Source organism: Paraburkholderia nodosa (assembly GCF_001718195.1).
Classification (GTDB): domain Bacteria; phylum Pseudomonadota; class Gammaproteobacteria; order Burkholderiales; family Burkholderiaceae; genus Paraburkholderia; species Paraburkholderia nodosa_A.
In genome coordinates this window covers 17,480-36,647 of sequence record NZ_MCNV01000015.1, presented here as the reverse complement: position 1 = coordinate 36,647, position 19,168 = coordinate 17,480, and the positions used below count along the sequence as shown (strand labels likewise).

General features: G+C 65.2%; 17 protein-coding genes. 10 read left to right on the top strand and 7 right to left on the bottom strand.

Annotation, left to right across the window (positions count from 1 at the left end; genetic code table 11):
* Positions 1 to 47: 47 nt before the first annotated feature.
* From BFD71_RS23690 to BFD71_RS23670, 5 genes are all read left to right on the top strand, one after another.
* On the top strand, positions 48 to 488 hold the full coding sequence (locus tag BFD71_RS23690) for a hemerythrin domain-containing protein (RefSeq protein ID WP_069266756.1): 441 nt from the start codon (positions 48 to 50) through the stop codon (positions 486 to 488).
* The gene (gene ubiM / locus BFD71_RS23685; protein ID WP_141710780.1) at positions 389 to 1,717 is read left to right on the top strand and encodes a 5-demethoxyubiquinol-8 5-hydroxylase UbiM; all 1,329 of its coding nucleotides are present in this window, start codon (positions 389 to 391) and stop codon (positions 1,715 to 1,717) included. Before BFD71_RS23690 ends, ubiM begins: the two co-directional genes overlap by 100 nt.
* A gap of 444 nt (positions 1,718 to 2,161) precedes the next feature.
* On the top strand, positions 2,162 to 3,556 hold the full coding sequence (locus BFD71_RS23680; protein ID WP_069266754.1) for a spinster family MFS transporter: 1,395 nt from the start codon (positions 2,162 to 2,164) through the stop codon (positions 3,554 to 3,556).
* Between the two features lie 80 nt (positions 3,557 to 3,636).
* Positions 3,637 to 4,785: a porin gene (locus tag BFD71_RS23675; protein ID WP_069266753.1), complete on the top strand. Its 1,149-nt coding sequence runs from the start codon at positions 3,637 to 3,639 to the stop codon at positions 4,783 to 4,785.
* Between the two features lie 202 nt (positions 4,786 to 4,987).
* Positions 4,988 to 5,902, top strand: a complete 915-nt coding sequence (locus BFD71_RS23670) for a GntR family transcriptional regulator (RefSeq protein ID WP_256094895.1) — start codon at positions 4,988 to 4,990, stop codon at positions 5,900 to 5,902.
* Between the two features lie 76 nt (positions 5,903 to 5,978).
* On the opposite strand, the gene BFD71_RS23665 is transcribed toward BFD71_RS23670, so the two are convergent.
* The 7 genes from BFD71_RS23665 to BFD71_RS23635 form a co-directional block, all read right to left on the bottom strand.
* On the bottom strand, positions 5,979 to 7,313 hold the full coding sequence (locus BFD71_RS23665) for a 3-hydroxyacyl-CoA dehydrogenase (RefSeq protein ID WP_069266751.1): 1,335 nt from the start codon (positions 7,311 to 7,313) through the stop codon (positions 5,979 to 5,981).
* 24 nt (positions 7,314 to 7,337) lie between these two features.
* Positions 7,338 to 8,141, bottom strand: coding sequence for a crotonase/enoyl-CoA hydratase family protein (locus BFD71_RS23660; protein WP_069266750.1), 804 nt, complete (start codon positions 8,139 to 8,141; stop codon positions 7,338 to 7,340).
* A gap of 31 nt (positions 8,142 to 8,172) precedes the next feature.
* The gene (locus tag BFD71_RS23655; protein WP_069266883.1) at positions 8,173 to 9,159 is read right to left on the bottom strand and encodes a PDR/VanB family oxidoreductase; all 987 of its coding nucleotides are present in this window, start codon (positions 9,157 to 9,159) and stop codon (positions 8,173 to 8,175) included.
* A 67-nt stretch (positions 9,160 to 9,226) separates the two neighbouring features.
* Positions 9,227 to 10,474, bottom strand: coding sequence for an aromatic ring-hydroxylating dioxygenase subunit alpha (locus tag BFD71_RS23650; RefSeq protein ID WP_069266749.1), 1,248 nt, complete (start codon positions 10,472 to 10,474; stop codon positions 9,227 to 9,229).
* A 2-nt stretch (positions 10,475 to 10,476) separates the two neighbouring features.
* Positions 10,477 to 11,481, bottom strand: coding sequence for an amidohydrolase family protein (locus BFD71_RS23645; RefSeq protein WP_069266748.1), 1,005 nt, complete (start codon positions 11,479 to 11,481; stop codon positions 10,477 to 10,479).
* 69 nt (positions 11,482 to 11,550) lie between these two features.
* Positions 11,551 to 11,928: a RidA family protein gene (locus BFD71_RS23640; protein ID WP_069266747.1), complete on the bottom strand. Its 378-nt coding sequence runs from the start codon at positions 11,926 to 11,928 to the stop codon at positions 11,551 to 11,553.
* A 38-nt stretch (positions 11,929 to 11,966) separates the two neighbouring features.
* Positions 11,967 to 12,710: a GntR family transcriptional regulator gene (locus BFD71_RS23635; RefSeq protein WP_256094894.1), complete on the bottom strand. Its 744-nt coding sequence runs from the start codon at positions 12,708 to 12,710 to the stop codon at positions 11,967 to 11,969.
* Positions 12,711 to 13,021: 311 nt separating this feature from the next.
* Here BFD71_RS23635 and BFD71_RS23630 point away from each other — a divergent pair, with 311 nt between their 5' ends.
* From BFD71_RS23630 to BFD71_RS23610, 5 genes are read left to right on the top strand one after another with little or no spacing between them, the layout of a single operon-like run.
* Positions 13,022 to 15,181, top strand: coding sequence for an acetate--CoA ligase family protein (locus BFD71_RS23630; RefSeq protein ID WP_069266746.1), 2,160 nt, complete (start codon positions 13,022 to 13,024; stop codon positions 15,179 to 15,181).
* Positions 15,182 to 15,197: 16 nt separating this feature from the next.
* Positions 15,198 to 16,391 (top strand): acyl-CoA dehydrogenase family protein, encoded by a 1,194-nt coding sequence (locus BFD71_RS23625; protein WP_069266745.1) that lies wholly within the window; start codon positions 15,198 to 15,200, stop codon positions 16,389 to 16,391.
* Between the two features lie 18 nt (positions 16,392 to 16,409).
* Positions 16,410 to 17,555, top strand: coding sequence for an acyl-CoA dehydrogenase family protein (locus tag BFD71_RS23620; RefSeq protein ID WP_069266744.1), 1,146 nt, complete (start codon positions 16,410 to 16,412; stop codon positions 17,553 to 17,555).
* Positions 17,552 to 18,715, top strand: a complete 1,164-nt coding sequence (locus BFD71_RS23615; protein WP_069266743.1) for a thiolase domain-containing protein — start codon at positions 17,552 to 17,554, stop codon at positions 18,713 to 18,715. The genes BFD71_RS23620 and BFD71_RS23615 overlap by 4 nt, the downstream gene beginning before the upstream one ends.
* Positions 18,716 to 18,717: 2 nt before the next feature.
* Complete coding sequence (locus BFD71_RS23610) at positions 18,718 to 19,161, top strand: Zn-ribbon domain-containing OB-fold protein (protein ID WP_083245431.1); 444 nt, start codon at positions 18,718 to 18,720, stop codon at positions 19,159 to 19,161.
* Positions 19,162 to 19,168: the final 7 nt, after the last annotated feature.

The following is a 19,168-nucleotide window of genomic DNA, read 5'->3' as shown; positions in this document are numbered from 1 at the left end:
TGCCCGAGTGGGCTTTCAGACCGTTTCTGAGCGCAGTCACCCCCTTGATGAATTCACCCGCGCCGCGCACCTCGCCGACACTTGCGCCCGATCTGCAACTGGGCGAACCCATGACCGATACGATGCATGCCGAATTCGTCGCGCTGGTCGACGCGCTCGCGTGCGCGAGCGACGAAACCTGGCTCGGCGCGTTCGACGCGTGGGCGGCGCATACGAAGCAGCATTTCGCGCAGGAAGAGGCATGGATGGAGGAGATGAACTTTGGTCCGCGCCATTGCCATGGGAGCCAGCATCGGCACGTCCTGAACGTGGCCCGCGAGGTGCGCAGGCAAGTCGCCGACGAGGGACGCTTCGACAGCGGGCGGCAACTGGTGAGCGAACTACGCGAATGGTTCGCCTGGCACGTGAAGTCGATGGACGCGCTCATGGTCGAAGCCCTGCGCGAACGCGGCATCGCAACGGCCGATCAGGCCGATCAAACCGATTAACCCGTCTGAATCACATTCCAATCGTTCGGTTCATGCAAGCAGATATCGTAATCGTGGGCGCCGGGCCGGTGGGGCTGTGTCTCGCGCGCGCGCTCAGTGGTGTTGGCCTCAAGATCGTCATCGTCGAGCAGCAGTGCCTCGCCGACATCAGCGAACCGCAGTTCGACGGACGCGAGATCGCGCTGACCCAGAAGTCGGTGCGCGCGATGCGCAGGTTCGGGCTTTGGGATCTCATCGACCCGCACGCGCGTGCGCCGCTTCGCAGCGCGAGGGTATTCAATGGTCCCTCGCCGGGGGCGCTCGAGATCGGGCACGACCTGAGCGGCCACACGGAACTGGGCTGGCTGGTCTCCAACCATCTGATTCGCAAGGCCGCCTACGAGGCGCTGCGGCAAAGCGCGGCGGAGCATGGCGACGTGACGCTGCTCGCGGCGCAAAAGGTCAGTGCTGTGAAAGCCGATGACGCTCTGGCGAACGTGACACTGGAGAGCGGTGAAACGCTCTCGGCGAAGTTGATCGTCGCGGCGGACAGCCGCTTCTCGCCTACGCGCAAGATGATGGGCATTGCTGCCAACATGCACGATTTCGGCAAGGCTATGCTGGTTTGCCGCATGACGCACGAAGCGCCTCACGAGCACGCCGCGTGGGAATGGTTCGGCTACGATCAGACGCTCGCGTTGCTGCCCATGAACGCGGAGCGCTCGACGAACGCGCATCAGTCGTCGGTCGTGCTCACGCTACCCATGGGACAGGTCAACGAGACCGCCGCGCTTGCGCCCGTCGCGTTCGCGCGGCATATCGAAGATCGCTTCATGCACAGGTTGGGCGCGATGAGGCTGGCGAGCACGCGGCATGTGTATCCGCTCGTGGCCGTTTATCCGGAGCGCTTCGTCGGCAGACGCTTCGCGGCCGTGGGCGACGCCGCGGTGGGCATGCATCCGGTGACCGCGCATGGATTCAATTTCGGTCTGCTCGGCGTGGAAACATTAGGTAACCGAATCATCGAGGCGCACAAAAGCGGCTTCGATATCTGGGCTCCCTCGGTTTTGCAGCGCTATGAAACCCAGCACCGCCGCGCGACGAAGCCGCTCTATCTCGCGACCCGGTTCATCACTGACGTCTATACGAACAACACCGCGCCCGCGAAACTGGCGCGCGAGTTCATGCTGCGCGCGGCTTCGAAACTGATGCCGTTCAGGAAGGCCATCGCGGCTTCTCTGACCGGCTGACTTCACGCCCCCTCGCGCACATCGACCGCAACGATGCGTTCGAGGGCGGGCACCGCGTTCGCCACGCCACTCGTAGCACCTTTGGCGCCAAACATCAAACAGTAAATGGCGCCGGATTGGTGACAAGCTGTTCGATCATGTTCGTTGCGTGCGCAACAAATCGCTGATTGTCGCGTCTCACCCTCTCCATGCGTTAGCCGTTTGCCGACTCGCGCCCGTCTGCGCCTTGGCCAGCGCGCATTTGCGGCTTGCCAGGACTTATCCGGTCGCCGGGACTGCATTGATTAGACGATTCGTCCTAGTGAAAACGAGGATGCCTTTGACGCGAGTTAGCCTTGCGCACCCAAAAATTATGCTACAGAATCCTCAAAAAATCCCACAGACGCTTTGTGGCATACAAACGGCGAGCCGAACATGACGTACGGTTCACCTCGGAGACACCAAATGAAGGAACTGACGGCCCCGAACATCGGAGCGAGGTCCGAAACCGGCTGGTACCGCAGCTGGTTTCTGCTACTCCTCGTTCTGATCTATGCGTCGAGTTTTGTCGACCGGATCATCATCGCGGTCGTCGGCCAGTCGATGAAGATCGAGATGAACCTGAGCGACCTGCAACTCGGGCTGCTGAACGGGCTCGCGTTCTCGATCTTCTATTCGCTGTTGGGCCTGCCGATCGCGCGTCTCGCCGAGCGTTTCAACCGTGTCGTGCTGATCGCGCTTTCTATTGGTGCCTGGTCGGTCATGACGGCGCTGTGCGGTACTGCCGGCGCGTACTGGCAATTGCTGCTCTACCGACTTGGGGTGGGCATTGGCGAGGCCGGCAGCACACCCACCGCGCACTCGCTGATTTCCGACCAGTTTGGCCCGCGCCGCCGCGCGAGCGCGCTCTCCATCTATGCGTTCGGGCCGCCCATCGGCGTGCTTGCCGGCGCGCTAGGCGGCGGCTTGATGGTGCAGCACATGGGCTGGCGCCCGGTGTTCTTCGTGGTCGGCCTCCCGGGACTCATCTTCGGTCTGCTTGCCTGGGTCACGCTGCGCGAACCGAAGCGCGGCGGGGCGGAGGAGGGCGGTGCGCACGCTGCGGCCCCCGTGCCGCCGCTGCGCGATGTGCTCGCCGTTCTGTTCAAGAGCCGCGCCTTCGTGCACATGCTGCTCGGCACCGTGATCGGCGGGTTCGCGCAGTACGGCGTCAACCTGTTCATCCCCGTCTATCTGAACCGCGTGTACGGCCTGAGCTTCGCGCAGGCCGGGCTGATCTTCGGCCTCATGATCGGTGTGGGCGGTTTGCTCGGCAACCCGCTGGGCGGCCTGCTCGCCGACTCGCTGGGCGTGAAGAATCGGCGCTGGTATGCCTGGGTGCCCGCGCTCGGCACGGCGATCGGCTTTCCGCTCGTGGCATTCGCCCTCACCCTCGGGCAATGGCACGCCGCGGTGGCACTGATCTTCTGCGCCACGATCATGCTGAGCATGTGGAATGGCCCGACCTTCGCCGTCGTGCACGGCATCGTCGAACCGCGCATGCGCGCCACCGCGTCGGCCTGTGTGTTCCTGCTCATGAATCTGGTGGGTCAGGGTTTGGGTCCGACCACTGTAGGATTCCTGAGCGATCACCTTGCGGCACGCCTGTTCACGCAAGGCCAGTTCAAGCTGGTTTGCGCGGCTGGCGGCGCACACGGCCTGCATGGCGCAGTTGCCGCAGGTCAGGGAGCCTTCGCGTCGGCCTGTCACGATGCTTCGGCTCACGGCATTCGTTACGCGATGCTGGCGGTCAGCGTGGCGCTCGGATGGTCGGCTGTCCATTACTTCCTGGCCTCGCGCCACCTCTCTCGCAGCAAGTAGTTCGAAGCCGGCGCCAGCCGATGGGAATACACCAGCAATAAAAGCGGGTGCAAAAGCCCGCAATTTCAGGAGATCGTCAAGTGAAGAAGAAGGTTTTGGCGGGCGCGATAGCGGCCGTGATGGCGGGTGGCGCGCACGCGCAAAGCAGCGTGACGCTGTACGGGATTATCGACAATGGCCTCACCTATGTGAGCAACGCGGGCGGTCATTCGCTCTGGAAAATGGATGACGGCATCAACCAGGCGTCGCGCTGGGGCTTGAAAGGCGTGGAGGATCTGGGGGGCGGACTGAAGGCGATCTTCACGCTGGAGAACGGCTTTTCGCTGAACACCGGCGCCGCGGGCCACGGCGGCGCGTTGTTCGGACGCCGCGCTTTCGTGGGACTGTCGAGCGACAGGTTCGGTACGCTGATCGCCGGCTACGATTACGACTTCATTTACGACTACATCTCCTATTACACGAACGTCGCGCAGTTCGCGCCTTCGTATGCGTTCCACGGCGCCTACGACATTGACCGCCTCGCGGGCGAGCCGGTGAGCAACATGGTGCGCTACGAAACGCCTAACTGGCATGGCTTCGGCGCGGGCGTGATGTATGGCTTCAGCAATATCGCAGGCGCTTTCGGCGGCACGCCGACCGGTAACCCGCGCGTGATTAGCGGCGGCATCAAGTACAGCCCGACCGGCACGTTCAACGCACCGTACTCGATGGCTGCCGTGATCACAAAGACGGACGGCGGCAACGCAACGCGCGGCGTCGGCACGATGGCGCAGGTTGCGCTCGACGCGGAGTCGATCTACACGGTTGCCGTTGGCGGCATGGTGAACCTGAACGATGCGTGGTCGGTCAATGGGTTGTACACGTACACGTACACGAATGCGTCGAAGAGCCCGCGTGGTGTCGTCACGGTGAACGCCTACGAGGTCGGCACGAGCTACAGGATCTCGCCGATGCTCACGGTGGGCGGCGGGTTCACTTATGTAGACCAGCACCGCCTTGGCAAATACGACCTCTACAGCGCCGGCGTGGACTATCACCTTTCGAAACGCACCGACGTCTACATGTTCGGCGTATTCCAGCATGCGTTCGCGGGGCAGAAGTTCGCGGACAGCTTCCTCGTTTCGACGCCGTACTCGGTTCCGGGAGCAGGCGGCTCGCTGTACGGTAACCTCGCATCGACCACGGCCAACCAGCTGGCTATGCAGATCGGTATTCGACACACTTTCTAATCGTTTCGCGACGCGCCGGTAGCTGGATTGAGTTTCCGGGTGCCGGCGCTTTTTTAAGGAATCCTACTCGACAGTTCGGCCGGTTCAAACCGTTTGTCTACATGCCCGCCGGGACCTCATGGACCTGGCGGGCATTCGCGCGCGAAGCCCTGGGGGCGCCAAGCCGGGGTAAGGAGAATGCCACTCTCTTGCGCGGATTGAGTTGCTGTCCGCGCGCACGGATGCCCTCCGGCGACTCGATCATTCCCTTTTCATTGGGGTAACACACAGTTGGGCGTTTGGTATACCTGACGGTATCATATGGATTTTAAACGCCATCGGCAGTTGCAAGCCGCCGATATGGCCCTTCGAACCCACTGTCAGCCATTCAATGAGTCTGCCACCCAAACTGAGCCGGTCCGCCGAAATCAAGGCGCTCCTGGAATCGGAAATCGAGCGAGGCGAACTCGTGCCGGGCGCCGCGCTCGACGAGCGCGCGCTCGCCGCGCGCTTCAATGTGTCGCGCACGCCCATTCGCGAGGCGCTGCAGCAGCTTGCCGCGCAGCAGTATGTGCAGATCGTGCCGCGCCAGGGCGTGTTCGTGACAAAGATGACGGTCCCGCAGCTGCGGAACATGCTTGAACTGCTGCACGAGCTGGAAGCCGTTTCGGCGCGCCTGGCCGCCCGCCGCATGAACGACGAGCAGCGCGTGGAACTGCAGCGCACGATCGACGAAGGCGTGGAAGCGCTGAACCAGAGCGACGCCCGCCGTTTTGCGCGCAGCAATGCCGAATTCCACGAGGTGATCTGTCAGGCCTGCCACAACGACTACCTGGCCGAGCAGATCCGGGCGATCCGCCGCCTGATTTCACGCTATCGCCCCAAGCTGTTTCTGGCGCCGAGCCGCCGGGAGAAGGTGATCGCCGACCACCAGCGCCTCGCGCAAGCGCTGCTTTCGGGCGACGAGGCGACCGCCGAGGAAGTCATGGCGCAGCATTCGCCGGGCGGCGACGCGGGCTTCTCGGAGTTCCTCGCCACCTTGCCGGCCGAGTTCTTCAACGACGCGCCGATGAGCCACGCGCGCGAAACGGCTTCGGCCGAGGCCGGGTCGCTCGACGCCGAGCAGCACGAAGAGTGAAAGCGTGGCCCGTTCGGCCGGGTGCCGTAGCGGCCGCCGTGCGCGTACGCGCGGCGGCTGCGGGACAGCGGTTGCGTCACAGATCGCCGAAGCGGCCGTTCTCCGCCGCGAGCTTTTCCAGGAGCGGTGCGGGCTTCCACCAGTAACCATACTCCTCATGGAGCCGCTGGATGTCGCGATAGACGTTCGCCAGGCCGATCTGGTCTGCGTAGTACATCGGGCCGCCGCGGTGCGCGGGAAAGCCGTAGCCCGTCACGTAAACTACGTCGATGTCGCTCGCACGCAGCGCGATACCCTGTTCCAGCAGCCTCGCGCCTTCGTTGATCATGCCGTACACGCAGCGCTTGACGACTTCCCCGGCGGATATCGGGCGGCGGGTAATGCCCATGCGTTCCGATTCCTCTACGATGAAGCGCTCCAGTTCTTCGTCGCGCTGCGGCTCGCGGCTGCCCGCCTCGTAGCGATACCAGCCCTTGCCGCTTTTCTGGCCGAGCCGGCCCATTTCCACGAGCTTCATGATGAGATCGTTCCAGCGGCGGTCGGTGGGACGTGTCGCCATCTGCGCCTTGCGCGTCTGGTAGCCCACGTCGTTGCCGGCCATGTCGTGCACGGCGAAGATGCCCATCGCGTAGCCGAACGCCTTGAGCGCCGCATCCACTTCGTGCGGCAGCGCGCCGTCTTCGACAAGAAAGTGCGCTTCGCGGTTGTAGTTGCGAAAGAGCGCATTGCCGATAAAGCCCGGATAGATGCGCGAGAGCACCGACACTTTGCCCATGCGGCGGCCCAGATCCATGAGCGTGGCGATCACGTCGTCGGCGGTTTGCGCGGCGCGCACGACTTCGAGCAGGCGCATGACGTGCGCGGGGCTGAAGAAGTGCGCGCCCACCACGTCGGCGGGGCGCTTCGTAACGGCGGCGATCTCGTCGATGTCGAGGCCCGAGGTGTTGGTGGCGAGGACGGCGCCCGGCTTCGCGTGCACGTCCAGCTCGCGGAAGATGCCCTGCTTGAGCGCGAGGTCTTCGAATACGGCCTCGATCACGATGTCGGCGTTCTTCACGTCGGCGATCGAGAGGGAGCCCGTGATGCGCGCGAGACGCTCGTCGCGCACGGCGGCGTCGAGCTTGCCGCGCTTCACGCTGTTTTCGTAGTTGTCGCGAATGCGGGCGAGGCCGCGCGCGAGGCTTTCCTCGTTCGCGTCGATCAGCGTCACGGGGATGCCCGCGGCGGCCAGCGCCATCGCAATGCCGCCACCCATCGTGCCTGCGCCGATCACGGCGGCCTGCGCGACCGGGCGCGGCGCAGCGTCGCCGACCGGGATTTGCGCGGCTGTCTTCTCGGCAGCCTTCACGTGCGCGAGCGCCGCTTCGCGCGCGACCGCTTCCTGCGGATTCAGTTCGTTTGATGCATTCATGATTCGTTGCGCCTCACGCTGTCGTTATGCCGTGGTCTTGCGGGTGTCGGGGCGCTCGAGCGGCTTCGCCTTGCCATCCACGAACGCCTGCAGGCGCTTCGCGGTTTCGGGCGAGCGCGCCATATTCGAGCTCATGTATTCAAGGAAGAGGCCGTCCTCGTGCGAAAGATCGTTCACGCGCGGCAGCAGGTTGGTGATGCGCCAGTTCGTATCGGGCGCGTTCTGGGCGATTTTCGCGGCCAGCTCCTTCGCCTTGGCGAGCGCTTCGCCCGGCGGCGTGAGATACGTGATGACGTGCTCGCGTAAGCCTTCTTCGGCCGAGAGCAGGCGCCCCGTGAGCATGAGGTCGGCCATGACCGTGTAGCCGATCACGCGCTGAATGCGCACCGTGCCGCCGCCGCCCACGAAGATGCCGCGCTGGCCTTCGGGCAGGCCGAAGAACGCTGTCGAGTCGCCCACGCGCACGTGGGCCGCCGTCGCGAGCTCGAGGCCGCCACCCACCACGGCGCCGTGCAGCGCCGCGACGAAAGGAATCGGTCCGCGCGCAATGATGTCGAACACTTCGTGCCATGAGTGGCGGCGGCGCTTGCGCGGGGCCGCGGTCTCACCGGTTGCGCGCGCAAGCGCTTCGCGCAGGTCAAGACCCGCGCTGAAATTGCCGCCGTGCCCGAACAGCACGCCAACGTCGGCTTCTTCGCCCGCGCGCATGACGGCGGCGCGCAGTTGGGCGATCACGTCTTCGTTGATCGCGTTGCGCTTGTCAGGGCGGTTCAGGCCGATCAGGGCGACCGGGCCGTCGAGTTCATAAGTAACCAGGATTTTGCTCATTCTGGATTCCGCTTGAATTGCGTGGAAAGTGTTAGAGGTCGAGCATGAGGCGGCCGCTCTTGCAACGCGACACGCAAACCTGCATGACCTTGCCGCTGGCCTTGTCCGCCTCGGAGAGATAGACGTCGCGATGCTCGATCTCGCCGCTGCTCACTTTGGTCGTGCACAGTCCGCAGTAGCCGGCGCGGCAGTCATACATCACGTCGGCGCCGTTTTCGATCAGCGTATCGAGCAGAGACTTGTCGGCGGCCACCGTGAAGCATTTGCCCGATGACTTCAGTTCGACTTCGAATGCGGCGTCGCCTTCGTGCGCCACGGCCTCGGCAAAAAGTTCGTAGTGCAGATCACATTCATGCCAGCCGCGCTGGCGCGCCGCTGAAAGCACCGCTTCGATCATGCCCGCCGGTCCGCACACGTAGATCGGCTGGTTCACCTGAGCGCCGTCGAGCAACGCGTCGACCGAGAGGCGCGTGGCCGGATTGTCGTCGGCGTGCAGCACGAGCCTTTTGCCCGCGAGCGCGCGGAGTTCATCGACGAAGGGCAGCGCCTCGCGCGTGCGGCCGCTGAAATGCAGCTCGAATTCGCGTTGCTGTGCGGCGAGGGCGCTGGCCATCGAGACGATCGGCGTGATGCCGATTCCGCCCGCGACGAGCAGCACGCGCGGCGGCGCGGCGAGCCGGAAATGGTTGACCGGCGCGCGCACGTTGAGCGTGGCGCCCACTTCCAGCGCATGCATGTGGCGCGAGCCGCCGCGGCCTTCGTCCTCGCGGCGGATGCCGAGCCGGTAGGCCGGAACGCCACCGCGAGGATCGACGGACGGATCGAGATGGATCAGCGAATACGAACGCCACTGCGGTACGCCGCCCGTCGGGGACGGGATCTCGACCTGAAGGTGCGCGCCAGGCTCGAAGCCGGGCAGCGACGCGCCGTCGGCCGCTTCGAGCGTATACGACTTGATGAGCGAAGTCGGGGTGTCGATCGCCGCGACGCGCAGCGTGAGCAGCAGGGGAGCAAGCATCGAAATCATTCCGGAGATACGGTGTTATGCGGGTGTAATGCGGTCGGTTACGTAGGATTGCATACGATTACGTGGCATCGGTCAGCGAACGCCAGTCCGAACCGACCGGCAGCACGCCGCCGATCGAGATCGCGCGCGAGTAGTCGAGTTCGGGGTTGTCGGCGAGCGTGGGCGTCTTGCCGGCCATGAACTCGCGTGCCGACTTGAGCAGCAGCCCGCGCACGCGCAGCACGGCGCCGTCGGCGGAGCAGAGTTGCTCGGTGGTGCGGTCCGCAATCGGGCCCTGGCCGAGGAACATCGCGAAGTCTTCGGTCCCCAGGTGCTGGTGAAAGCCGGTGGCGTGGCCGCGCTTCATGAGGTCGCGGTTCTGCCCGAAGCCGGTTTCGCGCGTTCCCGGTGGCAGCGGCGGGAAGTTCCACACATCCGGCGTAGCCGACATCACCGTCATGCCGAGCTCGCGCGTAGGGTTGAAGTGCACGAACCAGGCGCGGTGCGTGACGTCATCCACGGGCGTGGAGAAGAACACCGTGCTCGGCCCGTTCGAGTCCGGCGCGCAGATGATGCCGTACCACGGCATCACGAAATTGTTGACGCGTGCATAGACCTTTTCGTCGGGCAAATCGCGTAGCGCGGCGTAGCGATAGCCGTATGGCCGGTCCTCGAACTCGAGACGTGGCGCGAGCGCTTTCGTCATGTGCATGCGTTCGTTGCCGCCACCAGCCGTGATCTGCGTGGTCGATTCGTGCAGCACGCCCACGTGCGACGAATCCATCGACGCCTCGACGCCCTGCACCCAGTTGGTCGGCACTTCGACGCAGGTGACCGAGCGCTGCCCGGCGGGCAGCTGAGTGAACGGCAGGTCGGGGAAGCGCGGCGGCCCGGCGTTCTCGCCGCCCTTGCCGAGCCATATCCAGACGATGCCGCCGCGCTCCTCCACGCTGTACTGACTCGTCTTCACGCGCTTGCAGAACTGCGCCTGGTCGCCGACCTGGTTCGGCGCTTCGACCACCTGGCCTTCCACGTTCACCTTCCAGCCGTGGAAAATGCAGCGCAAGCCGTTATTCTCGTTGCGCGCCATCATCATCGAGGTCTTGCGGTGCGGGCAAAGCTCGTCGATCACGCCGGCCTTGCCGTCGGTGCCGCGAAACGCCACGTAGTTCGAGCCAAGCAGGCGAACCAGCACGGGCGCGCCATCCGCTTCGAGCTTCGCCGACGGCACGGCAGGGATCCAGTAATGCTGGCGGATCATCTCGCCCATCGGCGCGCCGTTTTCGACGCGCGTGAGCAGATCGTTTTCTTCAGCGGTCATGGCCATGTTCAGGCCTCCTGATAGTGGCGGAACGCACGCGGATAGACGCGCTGGCAATTGCACTCGAACACGTTCCTGCGTTGTTCCTCGGTGAGCCACTCGATGCTTTCGATCACCGGCTTCATGTCGTCGTAGTCGCGGCCCGAGATCGGGTCGCGCGCGCTGCCCGTGCCCGGCTTTTCGGTTCCGAACAGCACGTTGTCGGTGCCGGCCACCTTGAGCAGCAGCTCGATCGAATCTTTCGAGTAGTTGCAGGTGTCGAAGTAGAGCTTGCGCAGTTGTTCGTCGAAAGTCTGTGGATGATTGCGGCGCACGGCCCACGAACGGAAGCGGCCCATCTGGTAGGGAATCGCGCCGCCGCCGTGGCCCACCACGATCTTCAGGTTCGGGAACTTCTGGAACACGTCCGATTCGAGCAGCGAAATGACCGCGATGTTTTCTTCGTTGATGAACTTCAGCGTGTACGACTCGCGCGGGCTGCAACTGCCGGCCGAGTGGATCAGTGCGGGCACGTCGAGCGCCGTCATCGTTTCATAGAGCGGATACCAGAACGGATCGCCGAGGCCGGCCGGCGCGGGGCCCTCGCCTTCGGTCGGATCGGGGTTCAGCAGCGTGCCGACGAAGCCCAGTTCATTCACGCAGCGCTTCAGTTCGGCCACGCATTTTTCGGCGGGCGATTCGTTCATGAACTGCGGCAGGCCGGCCACGCCACGGAAGCGGTCCGGGAACATGTCGACGAAGCGCTTGATCAGGTCGTTGCAGTGACGCGTCCACAGCTCGGTCACGCGCGCCGGCTTCACCGAATGCATTTGCAGGTAGGGGCGCGGCGAGATGAACTGAACGTCGGTGCCGACGGCGTCCATGCTGCGCACGAGTTCCTCGGCCTGCTTGCGCACCGCTTCGTCCGGGATGTTCGGGTTGGTCGACGGGTTGGCGCGTCCGCCAACGAGCTCCGCCATGTAGCGGAAGCTTTGCGGTGGCATGACGACGTGGGCGTGGGAGTCGATGATCACGTTGGAACCTTTTTCAATGAATGGAGGGATGCGCTGCGTTGCTTGACGTTGGTGGTGGAGGCCGCGCGTTCAGGGCGCGACGGCCATTGCTTCGAGCTGAAGAGCCATGCCGTGCTGCAGGTCGTGCACGACGATATGGCGTGCGGGCCGCTGCGCCGGGTCGGGCCAGAAGGCGAGCCAGTGCGCGTTGATGTGTTCGCGCACGCTATCGTCTTTCACATAGACGGTGAGTTTCACGACGTCCGCGAGCGTCGCACCGCCTGCGTCGAGAAAGCGCTCGAGGTTGTCGAACGCGAGGCGGGCCTGGTCGGCGGGGCCGGCGGCGAGCTTGCCGGTGGCCGGGTCCTTGCCGGCGATCGCCGACGAGCACAGCACGTTGGCCACGCGGGCGCCCACCGGAATCGGGGCGTTATGCGAGAGGCCTGGGACGTCGATGGAGCGGGGCATGGTGTCTCCGTATGGATTATTCAGGATGACTGGATATCTCAGTCGGTGCCGAAGTCGAAGAAGTGGCGTGGCACGGCGGCGAGGAATTCGGAAAAGCCGGTCGTGCCCGCGGGAACGTGACGCCGCATCACCTCGGCGGCTTTCGCTTCGTCGCCGGCCTGGATGGCGCGCGCGATCTCGAAGTGCTCCTGGAGCGAGCGGCTGATCTGGCTGCGGTTGCGCAGGTCGGCCACGCGGTAGCGCGCCGACTGGCGGCGCGCGGCGCGAATCTGGTCGGCGAGGCACTCGTTGCGGCTGCCTTCGTAGATCGTGTCGTGAAAAAGCGCATTGGCGCGTGCGTACTCGCCGGCGTCGCCTTCCACTGCGGCCTGCTGGCACGCCATCAGCGCGCGGTCGAGCGCCTCGCGCAGGGTGTCGCTCGCGCGCCTTGCGCAAAAGCGTGCGCACAGCGCCTCCAGTTCCCCGATGTACTCCAGCATCGAGCGCACCTTGGCGATCGACAGCCGCGCCACGGTCATGCCCTGGCGCGGCGAGATCACCACGAGCTCGCGCGCCGCGAGATGCTGAAGCGCTTCGCGCACCGGCGTGCGCGACACGTTGAAGCGCGCAGCGAGCGCACGCTCGTCGATCGGCATGCCCGGCGCGAGCTGGCCAGTTTCGATCTCGGCCTGAAGCGTCTCGCGAATGTCGTTCGCGAGACTCGCTCGCATACGGGGCGCGGCTGCCGGATGGGCGGGCGCTGCGCCGTCGCGTTCGGCGGTCAGGTCGGCTACAGGTTTCATGGAAAGGACGGTCGTTGGGGTTCGGATGGCTTAAATATACCAATATGATGTTGTGGCATTCAAGTCGGCGTTTTTCTTATACGGTCGCGCCGTTTGCTGGATGTACGTCGAGCGACAATTAAAAGACATTAAAATCAATGAGATGCCGTTTGATAGGTGGCCCGGGTGGGTGCTGTTAGGGGAAAACACTAACCTGGTAAATGTGCTTCTGGTGTATTGAGAAAGCGGTTGTGGTATGCCAGAATGGCTCTCAATCGAACTGATCCTGGTTTGCCAGTGCCGGGATCGCAATCAAGAAGAGGCATGACCTGATGAGTAAGTCACTCTCCGAAGCAGGCGGCGTGTTGTCCGTCGAACGCGTGCTCAAGCCGCGCTCGATCGCGATCGTCGGTGCTTCCGCCGATCCCCGCTCGTTCGGCAACTTCGTGCTGCAGAACCTGGAGCGTTTCGGCTTTGCGGGCGCGATCCATCTCGTGTCGCGCAGCAGCGAGGAAATCAACGGCCGCCCGTGCGTGAAGAGCGTGGACGCGCTGCCCGAAGGCATCGACCTCGTGGTGCTGTGCATTCCGGAAGCCGGTGTGCTCGACGCCGTCTACACGCTGGGCGCGCGCGGCGCGGGCGCGGCGGTGATCTTCGCTTCGGGCTACGCCGAAGCAGGCGAGGAAGGCCGTGCGAAACAGCAGGCGCTCACTGAGGCCGCGAACGCCGCGGGCATCGCGCTGATCGGCCCGAACTGCATGGGCTTCACCAATTTCCAGGCCGGCGTGCCGGTCACTTTCGAGGCGCTCGCGCCATATCCGTGCGCGGGTCGCAAGGGCGTTGGCGTGGTGGCGCAAAGCGGCGCGATGGCCGCGAACCTGCGCGACGCCTTCATGGGCCGCGGCCAGCCGATCACGGCGGCCGTTTCGACCGGCAACGAAGCCGTGCTTGGCATCGAGGACTATCTCGCGTGGTTCATCGCCGACCCGCAGACGACTGCGATCGCCGTGTATGCGGAGCAGGTGCGCCGCCCGCAGACTTTCCTCGCGCTGGCGCGCGAAGCGCGTGCGGCAGGCAAGCCGATCGTGATGCTGATGCCGGGCAAGAGCGCGCGAGCGCGCGAAGCGGCACAGTCGCACACCGGCGCGCTCGCAGGCGACCATGCCACGGCGAGCGTGCTACTCGCGCGCGAAGGCGTGGTGGTGGTCGATTCGCTCGATGAACTGTTCGACACCACGACGATCCTCGCGCGCTTCCCGGTGCCGCCCGCAGCGGGTACGGCGGTCATGACGGCATCGGGCGCGGTGAAGAACATTACGCTCGACTTCGCCGACGACATCGGTCTGAACCTGCCGCCGCTCACCGAGCCGACGCTCGGGAAGCTCACCGAACTGCTGCCGGACTTCGCCGTGGCCGACAACCCGCTCGACTACACGACGATCGGCGTGCGCAACCCAGGCCTGATCGGCGAACTGATCGACACGGTGCTCGCCGACCCGAACATCGGCAGCCTCGTCCTCTCGATCATGGGCGGCCCTCCCATCGCGCAGCGCGACAAGGCCGACCACCTCGTGCCCGCGCTCGCGCGCGCCACCAAGCCCGCGGTGCTTGCGGTAATGGGCGACAACAACGTGCTGGAGCCGTTCTTCATCGAAGCGATTGCCGCGAGCGGCGTGCCGTTCTTCCGTTCGCCGGACCGCGCGCTGCGCGCCTGCGCACGCGTGGCGGCCTACGGCGAATCGCTGCAGCGAGCGCAGCGCGCGCAAACGGCGCAGCCAGCCGCGATCGCGCTGCCGGGCGCCGTGCCGGCGAACGGTATTTATGCCGAATATCAGGGCAAGCAATGGCTTGCCGCAGCGGGTCTGCCGGTGCCGCCGGGGCGACTCGCGAAGACGATCGACGAAGCGCAGAAGATTGCGGATGAAATCGGCTATCCGGTCGTGCTCAAGGCGCAGGCGAGCGAACTGCCGCACAAGAGCGACGTGGGCGGCGTGGTGGTCGGTCTCGCCGATGCGGCCTCGCTGCGCGCCGGCTGGGACAAGCTGCACGCGAGCGTGGCTTCGCATCGCCCCGAGCTGCGGCTCGACGGTGCGCTTGTCGAAGCGATGGGCCCGCGCGGTCTCGAACTCGTGGTGGGCGCCAGGCGTGACGCCGAATGGGGCCCCGTCGTGCTGGTCGGCCTGGGCGGCATCTGGATCGAAGCGCTCAGGGACGTGCGCCTGATTCCCGCCGACATGGCCGAAACCGACATCGTGGTCGAGCTGCGCCGCCTGAAGGCCGCCGCGCTGCTCGACGGCGTGCGCGGCGCCGAAGGTGTGGACGTGGCCGCCATCGCGAAGGCCGTGGCCGCGATCGGTGCGCAGATGCGCGCGAACCCGCAGATCACCGAGATCGATGTGAATCCGCTCGTTGCCTACCCGGACCGCGTGCTCGCGCTCGATGCACTCGTCGTGTGCGGTTCGCAGGGCGCAAACAGCGGCGCACATCACTAATAAGGACAATGAATCAATGAGACTGGAATTCTCCGCAGAGGACGAGGCGTTTCGCGCCGAGGTGCGCGAGTTCGTCAAGAAGAACCTTTCGCCCGCACTCAAGCGCAAGGCTGAACTGGGCCTGCGCATCGAGCGCGCCGATTATGTCGAGTGGTACACGCATCTGTACGAGCGCGGCTGGATCACGCCGTCGTGGCCGAAGGAGGCCGGTGGCCCTGGCTGGACGCCGCTGCAACGCTATATCTTCGACGAGGAAACGCTCGTTGGCGGCGCGCCGCGCATCATCGCGAGCGGCATCAACATGCTGGGCCCTGTGCTCAATGCGTTCGGAACGCCCGAGCAGAAAGAGCGCTACCTGCCCGCAATCCGCCGCAGCGAAACGTGGTGGGCGCAGGGCTTCTCGGAGCCGGGTGCGGGCTCTGACCTCGCCAGCGTGCGCACCACCGCCGTGCTTTCCAGAGACAGCGACGGCGATCACTTCGTCGTGAATGGCCACAAGGTCTGGACTTCGTACGCGCACTGGTGCGAGATGATGTTCGCGCTGGTGCGCACCGACCCGACCGCCAAGCCGCAGGAAGGCATTTCGTTCCTGCTGATCGACATGAAGTCGCCGGGCGTGGAGCTGCGCCCCATTCGCATGCTCGAAGGCGGCACCGACCTCAACGAGGTCTATCTCGACAACGTGCGCGTGCCGGTCGAGAACCTCGTCGGCGAGATCAACAAGGGCTGGTCGTACGGCAAGTATCTGCTCGGCCACGAACGCACCGGCATTGCGGGCATCGGCTCCTGCAAGCAGCAGCTCGCGCGCGTCAAGCAGCTTGGCAAGCAGCAGGGCCCCGCCGGCGATCCGCTATTCGAGGCGCGCGTGAGCCGCTTCGAAATCGAGTTGATGGCGCTCGAATTCACGGGCCTGCGCATGCTGAGCGCAAACCAGCAGAGCCCCGTGCCGGCGGTAGAGGCGTCAATGCTCAAGGTGCGCGGCACCGAGCTGCGCCAGGCGATCTACGCGCTGCTCGCGGAAGTCGCAGGGCCCGACGGCATTCCGTTCGACGAAGCCGCGCTGCTCGACCAGGCGGGCCACGAGCCGCCGAGCCCGGAAGAGACCGTTGCCGTCGCGGCCAACTACTTCGATGCACGCAAGCTGTCGATCTACGGCGGCACGAACGAAGTGCAGCGCAACCTGATCAGCCGCGCGTTCTTCAATGCCTGAAGCGGGACACGAATAAACATGGACTTTTCTCTGACTGAAGATCAAGTCGCGCTGCAAGACGCGGTACGCCGCTTCTGCGACGGCGAGTTTCCCGCGCACCGGCGCGGCGACGCCGAAGACGCGGCGCTTGCGGCACACCGCCGCCAGGGCTTCGCCGAACTCGGCATCACGGGCCTCATCATCGACGCCGGACAGGGCGGCAGCGGCTACGGCGCGGTGGAAACGATGCTCGTCGCGCAGCAACTCGGCCGCGCGTTGGGCGGTGCAGGCTGGCTGTCGAGCGGCTTGCCGGCGGCTGCGCTGATCGGCGCGGCGGCCAGCGCGCAGCAGCGCTCGCAATGGCTCGAAGCGGCCGCGTGCGGCGAGAAGGTGCTTGCGCTCGCGGTGGGCGAAGCCGATGCGCGCTACGAGCTTGCGCGCATCGCGGTGCGCGCGAAGGAAACGGGCGACGGCTGGCGCATCGACGGCACCAAGACACTCGTGTTCGACGGCGCGATCGCCGACGCATTCGTGGTAGCCGTGCGCACCTCGGGCGAGCGCGGCGACATGCATGGCCTGTCGCTTTTCCTCGTCGACGCCAAAGCGCAAGGCATCACGCTGCGCCGCTTTGCGACGATCGACGCACGCGAAGCGGCCCACGTGAGCTTCGCCAACGTGATCGTGACCAAAGCCGACCTGATCGGCGAGGCCGGCGAAGCGCACGCGCTCATCGAAGCCGCGCTCGACCGCGCGAACGCGGCGCTGTGCGCAGAGTCGGTCGGTGCGCTGGAAGCGCTGCTCGAACTGACCGCCGAGCACCTGAATACGCGCTCGCAATTCGGTGCGCCGTTGGCGAAGTTTCAGGCGCTGCAACACCGCGTGGCCGACATGCTGATCGCGCTCGAACAGGGCAAGTCGATGGCGTGCGCGGCGGCCATGGCCGTCGATGAAAACGACCCGGCGCGCCGTGGCCGCTTTGTTTCCGCCGTCAAGGCCTTTATCGGCGATGTGTGCAAGAACGCGGGCGAATGGGCGATTCAGCTGCATGGCGCGATGGGCATGACGCAAGAGTGCCGCGCGGGCCACTACGCAAAGCGCATGTTCGCGATCAACATGACCTACGGTGACGCCACCTGGCATCTGAACCGCTTTACGGTGCAACGACTCGATAAGGAATCCGAATGACTCTGAACGGACAAGCCTGTATCGTCGGCGCCTATGAGCACCCCACGCGCAAAGCGGACGACCTTTCCGTCGCGCGCCTGCACGCCGACGTCGCGAAGGGCGCGCTGGAAGACGCGGGCCTGACGAAAGACGACATCGACGGCTACTTCTGCGCGGGGGATGCGCCCGGCCTCGGCACGACGACCATGGCCGAATACCTCGGCCTGAAGCTGCGCCACGTCGATTCGACCGAATGCGGCGGGTCCGCGCCGATCCTGCACGTCGCGCACGCGGCGCAAGCGATTGCGGCCGGCCGCTGCAATATCGCGCTGATCACGCTTGCGGGCCGCCCACGTGCGGCGGGCGCAGCGCTTTCGCTCAAGGTGCCGGACCCGGACGCGCCCGAAGTGCAGTTCGAGCTGCCGTTCGGCCCGGCCACACAGAATCTGTACGGCATGGTCGCGAAGCGCCATATGTACGAGTACGGCACCACGAGCGAGCAACTCGCGTGGATCAAGGTCGCGGCGTCCCACCACGCGCAGCACAACCCCAACGCGATGCTGCGCAACGTCGTGACCGTCGAAGACGTCGTGAACTCGCCGATGGTCGCTGACCCGCTGCATCGTCTGGACTGCTGCGTGATGAGCGATGGCGGCGGCGCGCTCATCGTGGCGCGTCCCGAGATCGCGAAGCAGTTGAAGCGCCCGCTCGTGAAGGTGCGCGGTACGGGCGAAGCGCCCAAGCACGCTGGCGGCGGCAAGATCGACCTCACGTGGTCGGCGGCGAAGTGGTCCGGCGCGGCAGCGTTCGCCGAAGCAGGTTTGACGCCCGCCGACATCAAGTATGCGTCGCTCTACGACAGCTTCACGATCACCGTGCTCATGCAGCTCGAAGACCTCGGCTTCTGCAAGAAGGGCGAGGGCGGCAGGTTCGTGCAGGACGGCGGCCTGATTTCGGGCGTGGGCAAGCTGCCTTTCAATACCGACGGCGGTGGCCTGTGCAACAACCACCCCGCGAACCGGGGCGGTGTCACGAAGGTGATCGAGGCCGTGCGCCAGTTGCGCGGCGAAGCGCACCCCGCCGTGCAGGTGCCGAACTGCGATATCGCACTGGCGAACGGAATCGGCGGCGCACTGGCTTCGCGTCATACGGCCGCAACGCTCATTTTGGAACGGGCTTAACGATGAGTACGACTAATCAGAACCCTGCTACGGAAAAGGCGGCCAAGGCCGCCGCGGCCACCGGCCGGCGCCGCATTTCGCCGCCGCGCGTATTGCCCGAGGCGATGCCTTTCTGGGAAGCGGCGAAGGATGGGCGCCTGCTCGTCAAGCGCTGCGCCGACTGCGGCGAGACGCACTACTACCCGCGCGACATCTGCCCGCATTGCCTGAGCGCGAACACGGAGTGGGTCGAGTCGAAGGGCAAAGGCGCGATCTACTCGTGCAGCACGATGGGCAAGGAAGAGGCGCGCTACACGCTGGCCTATGTGACGCTCGACGAAGGCGTACACATGCTCAGCAATATCGTCGACTGCGACCCGGCCACGCTCGCCATCGGCCAGCGCGTGCAGGTCGTGTTCGAGCCGAGCGATGGCGGCTATCCGGTTCCGATGTTCACTCCGGCCTGAGGAAAAA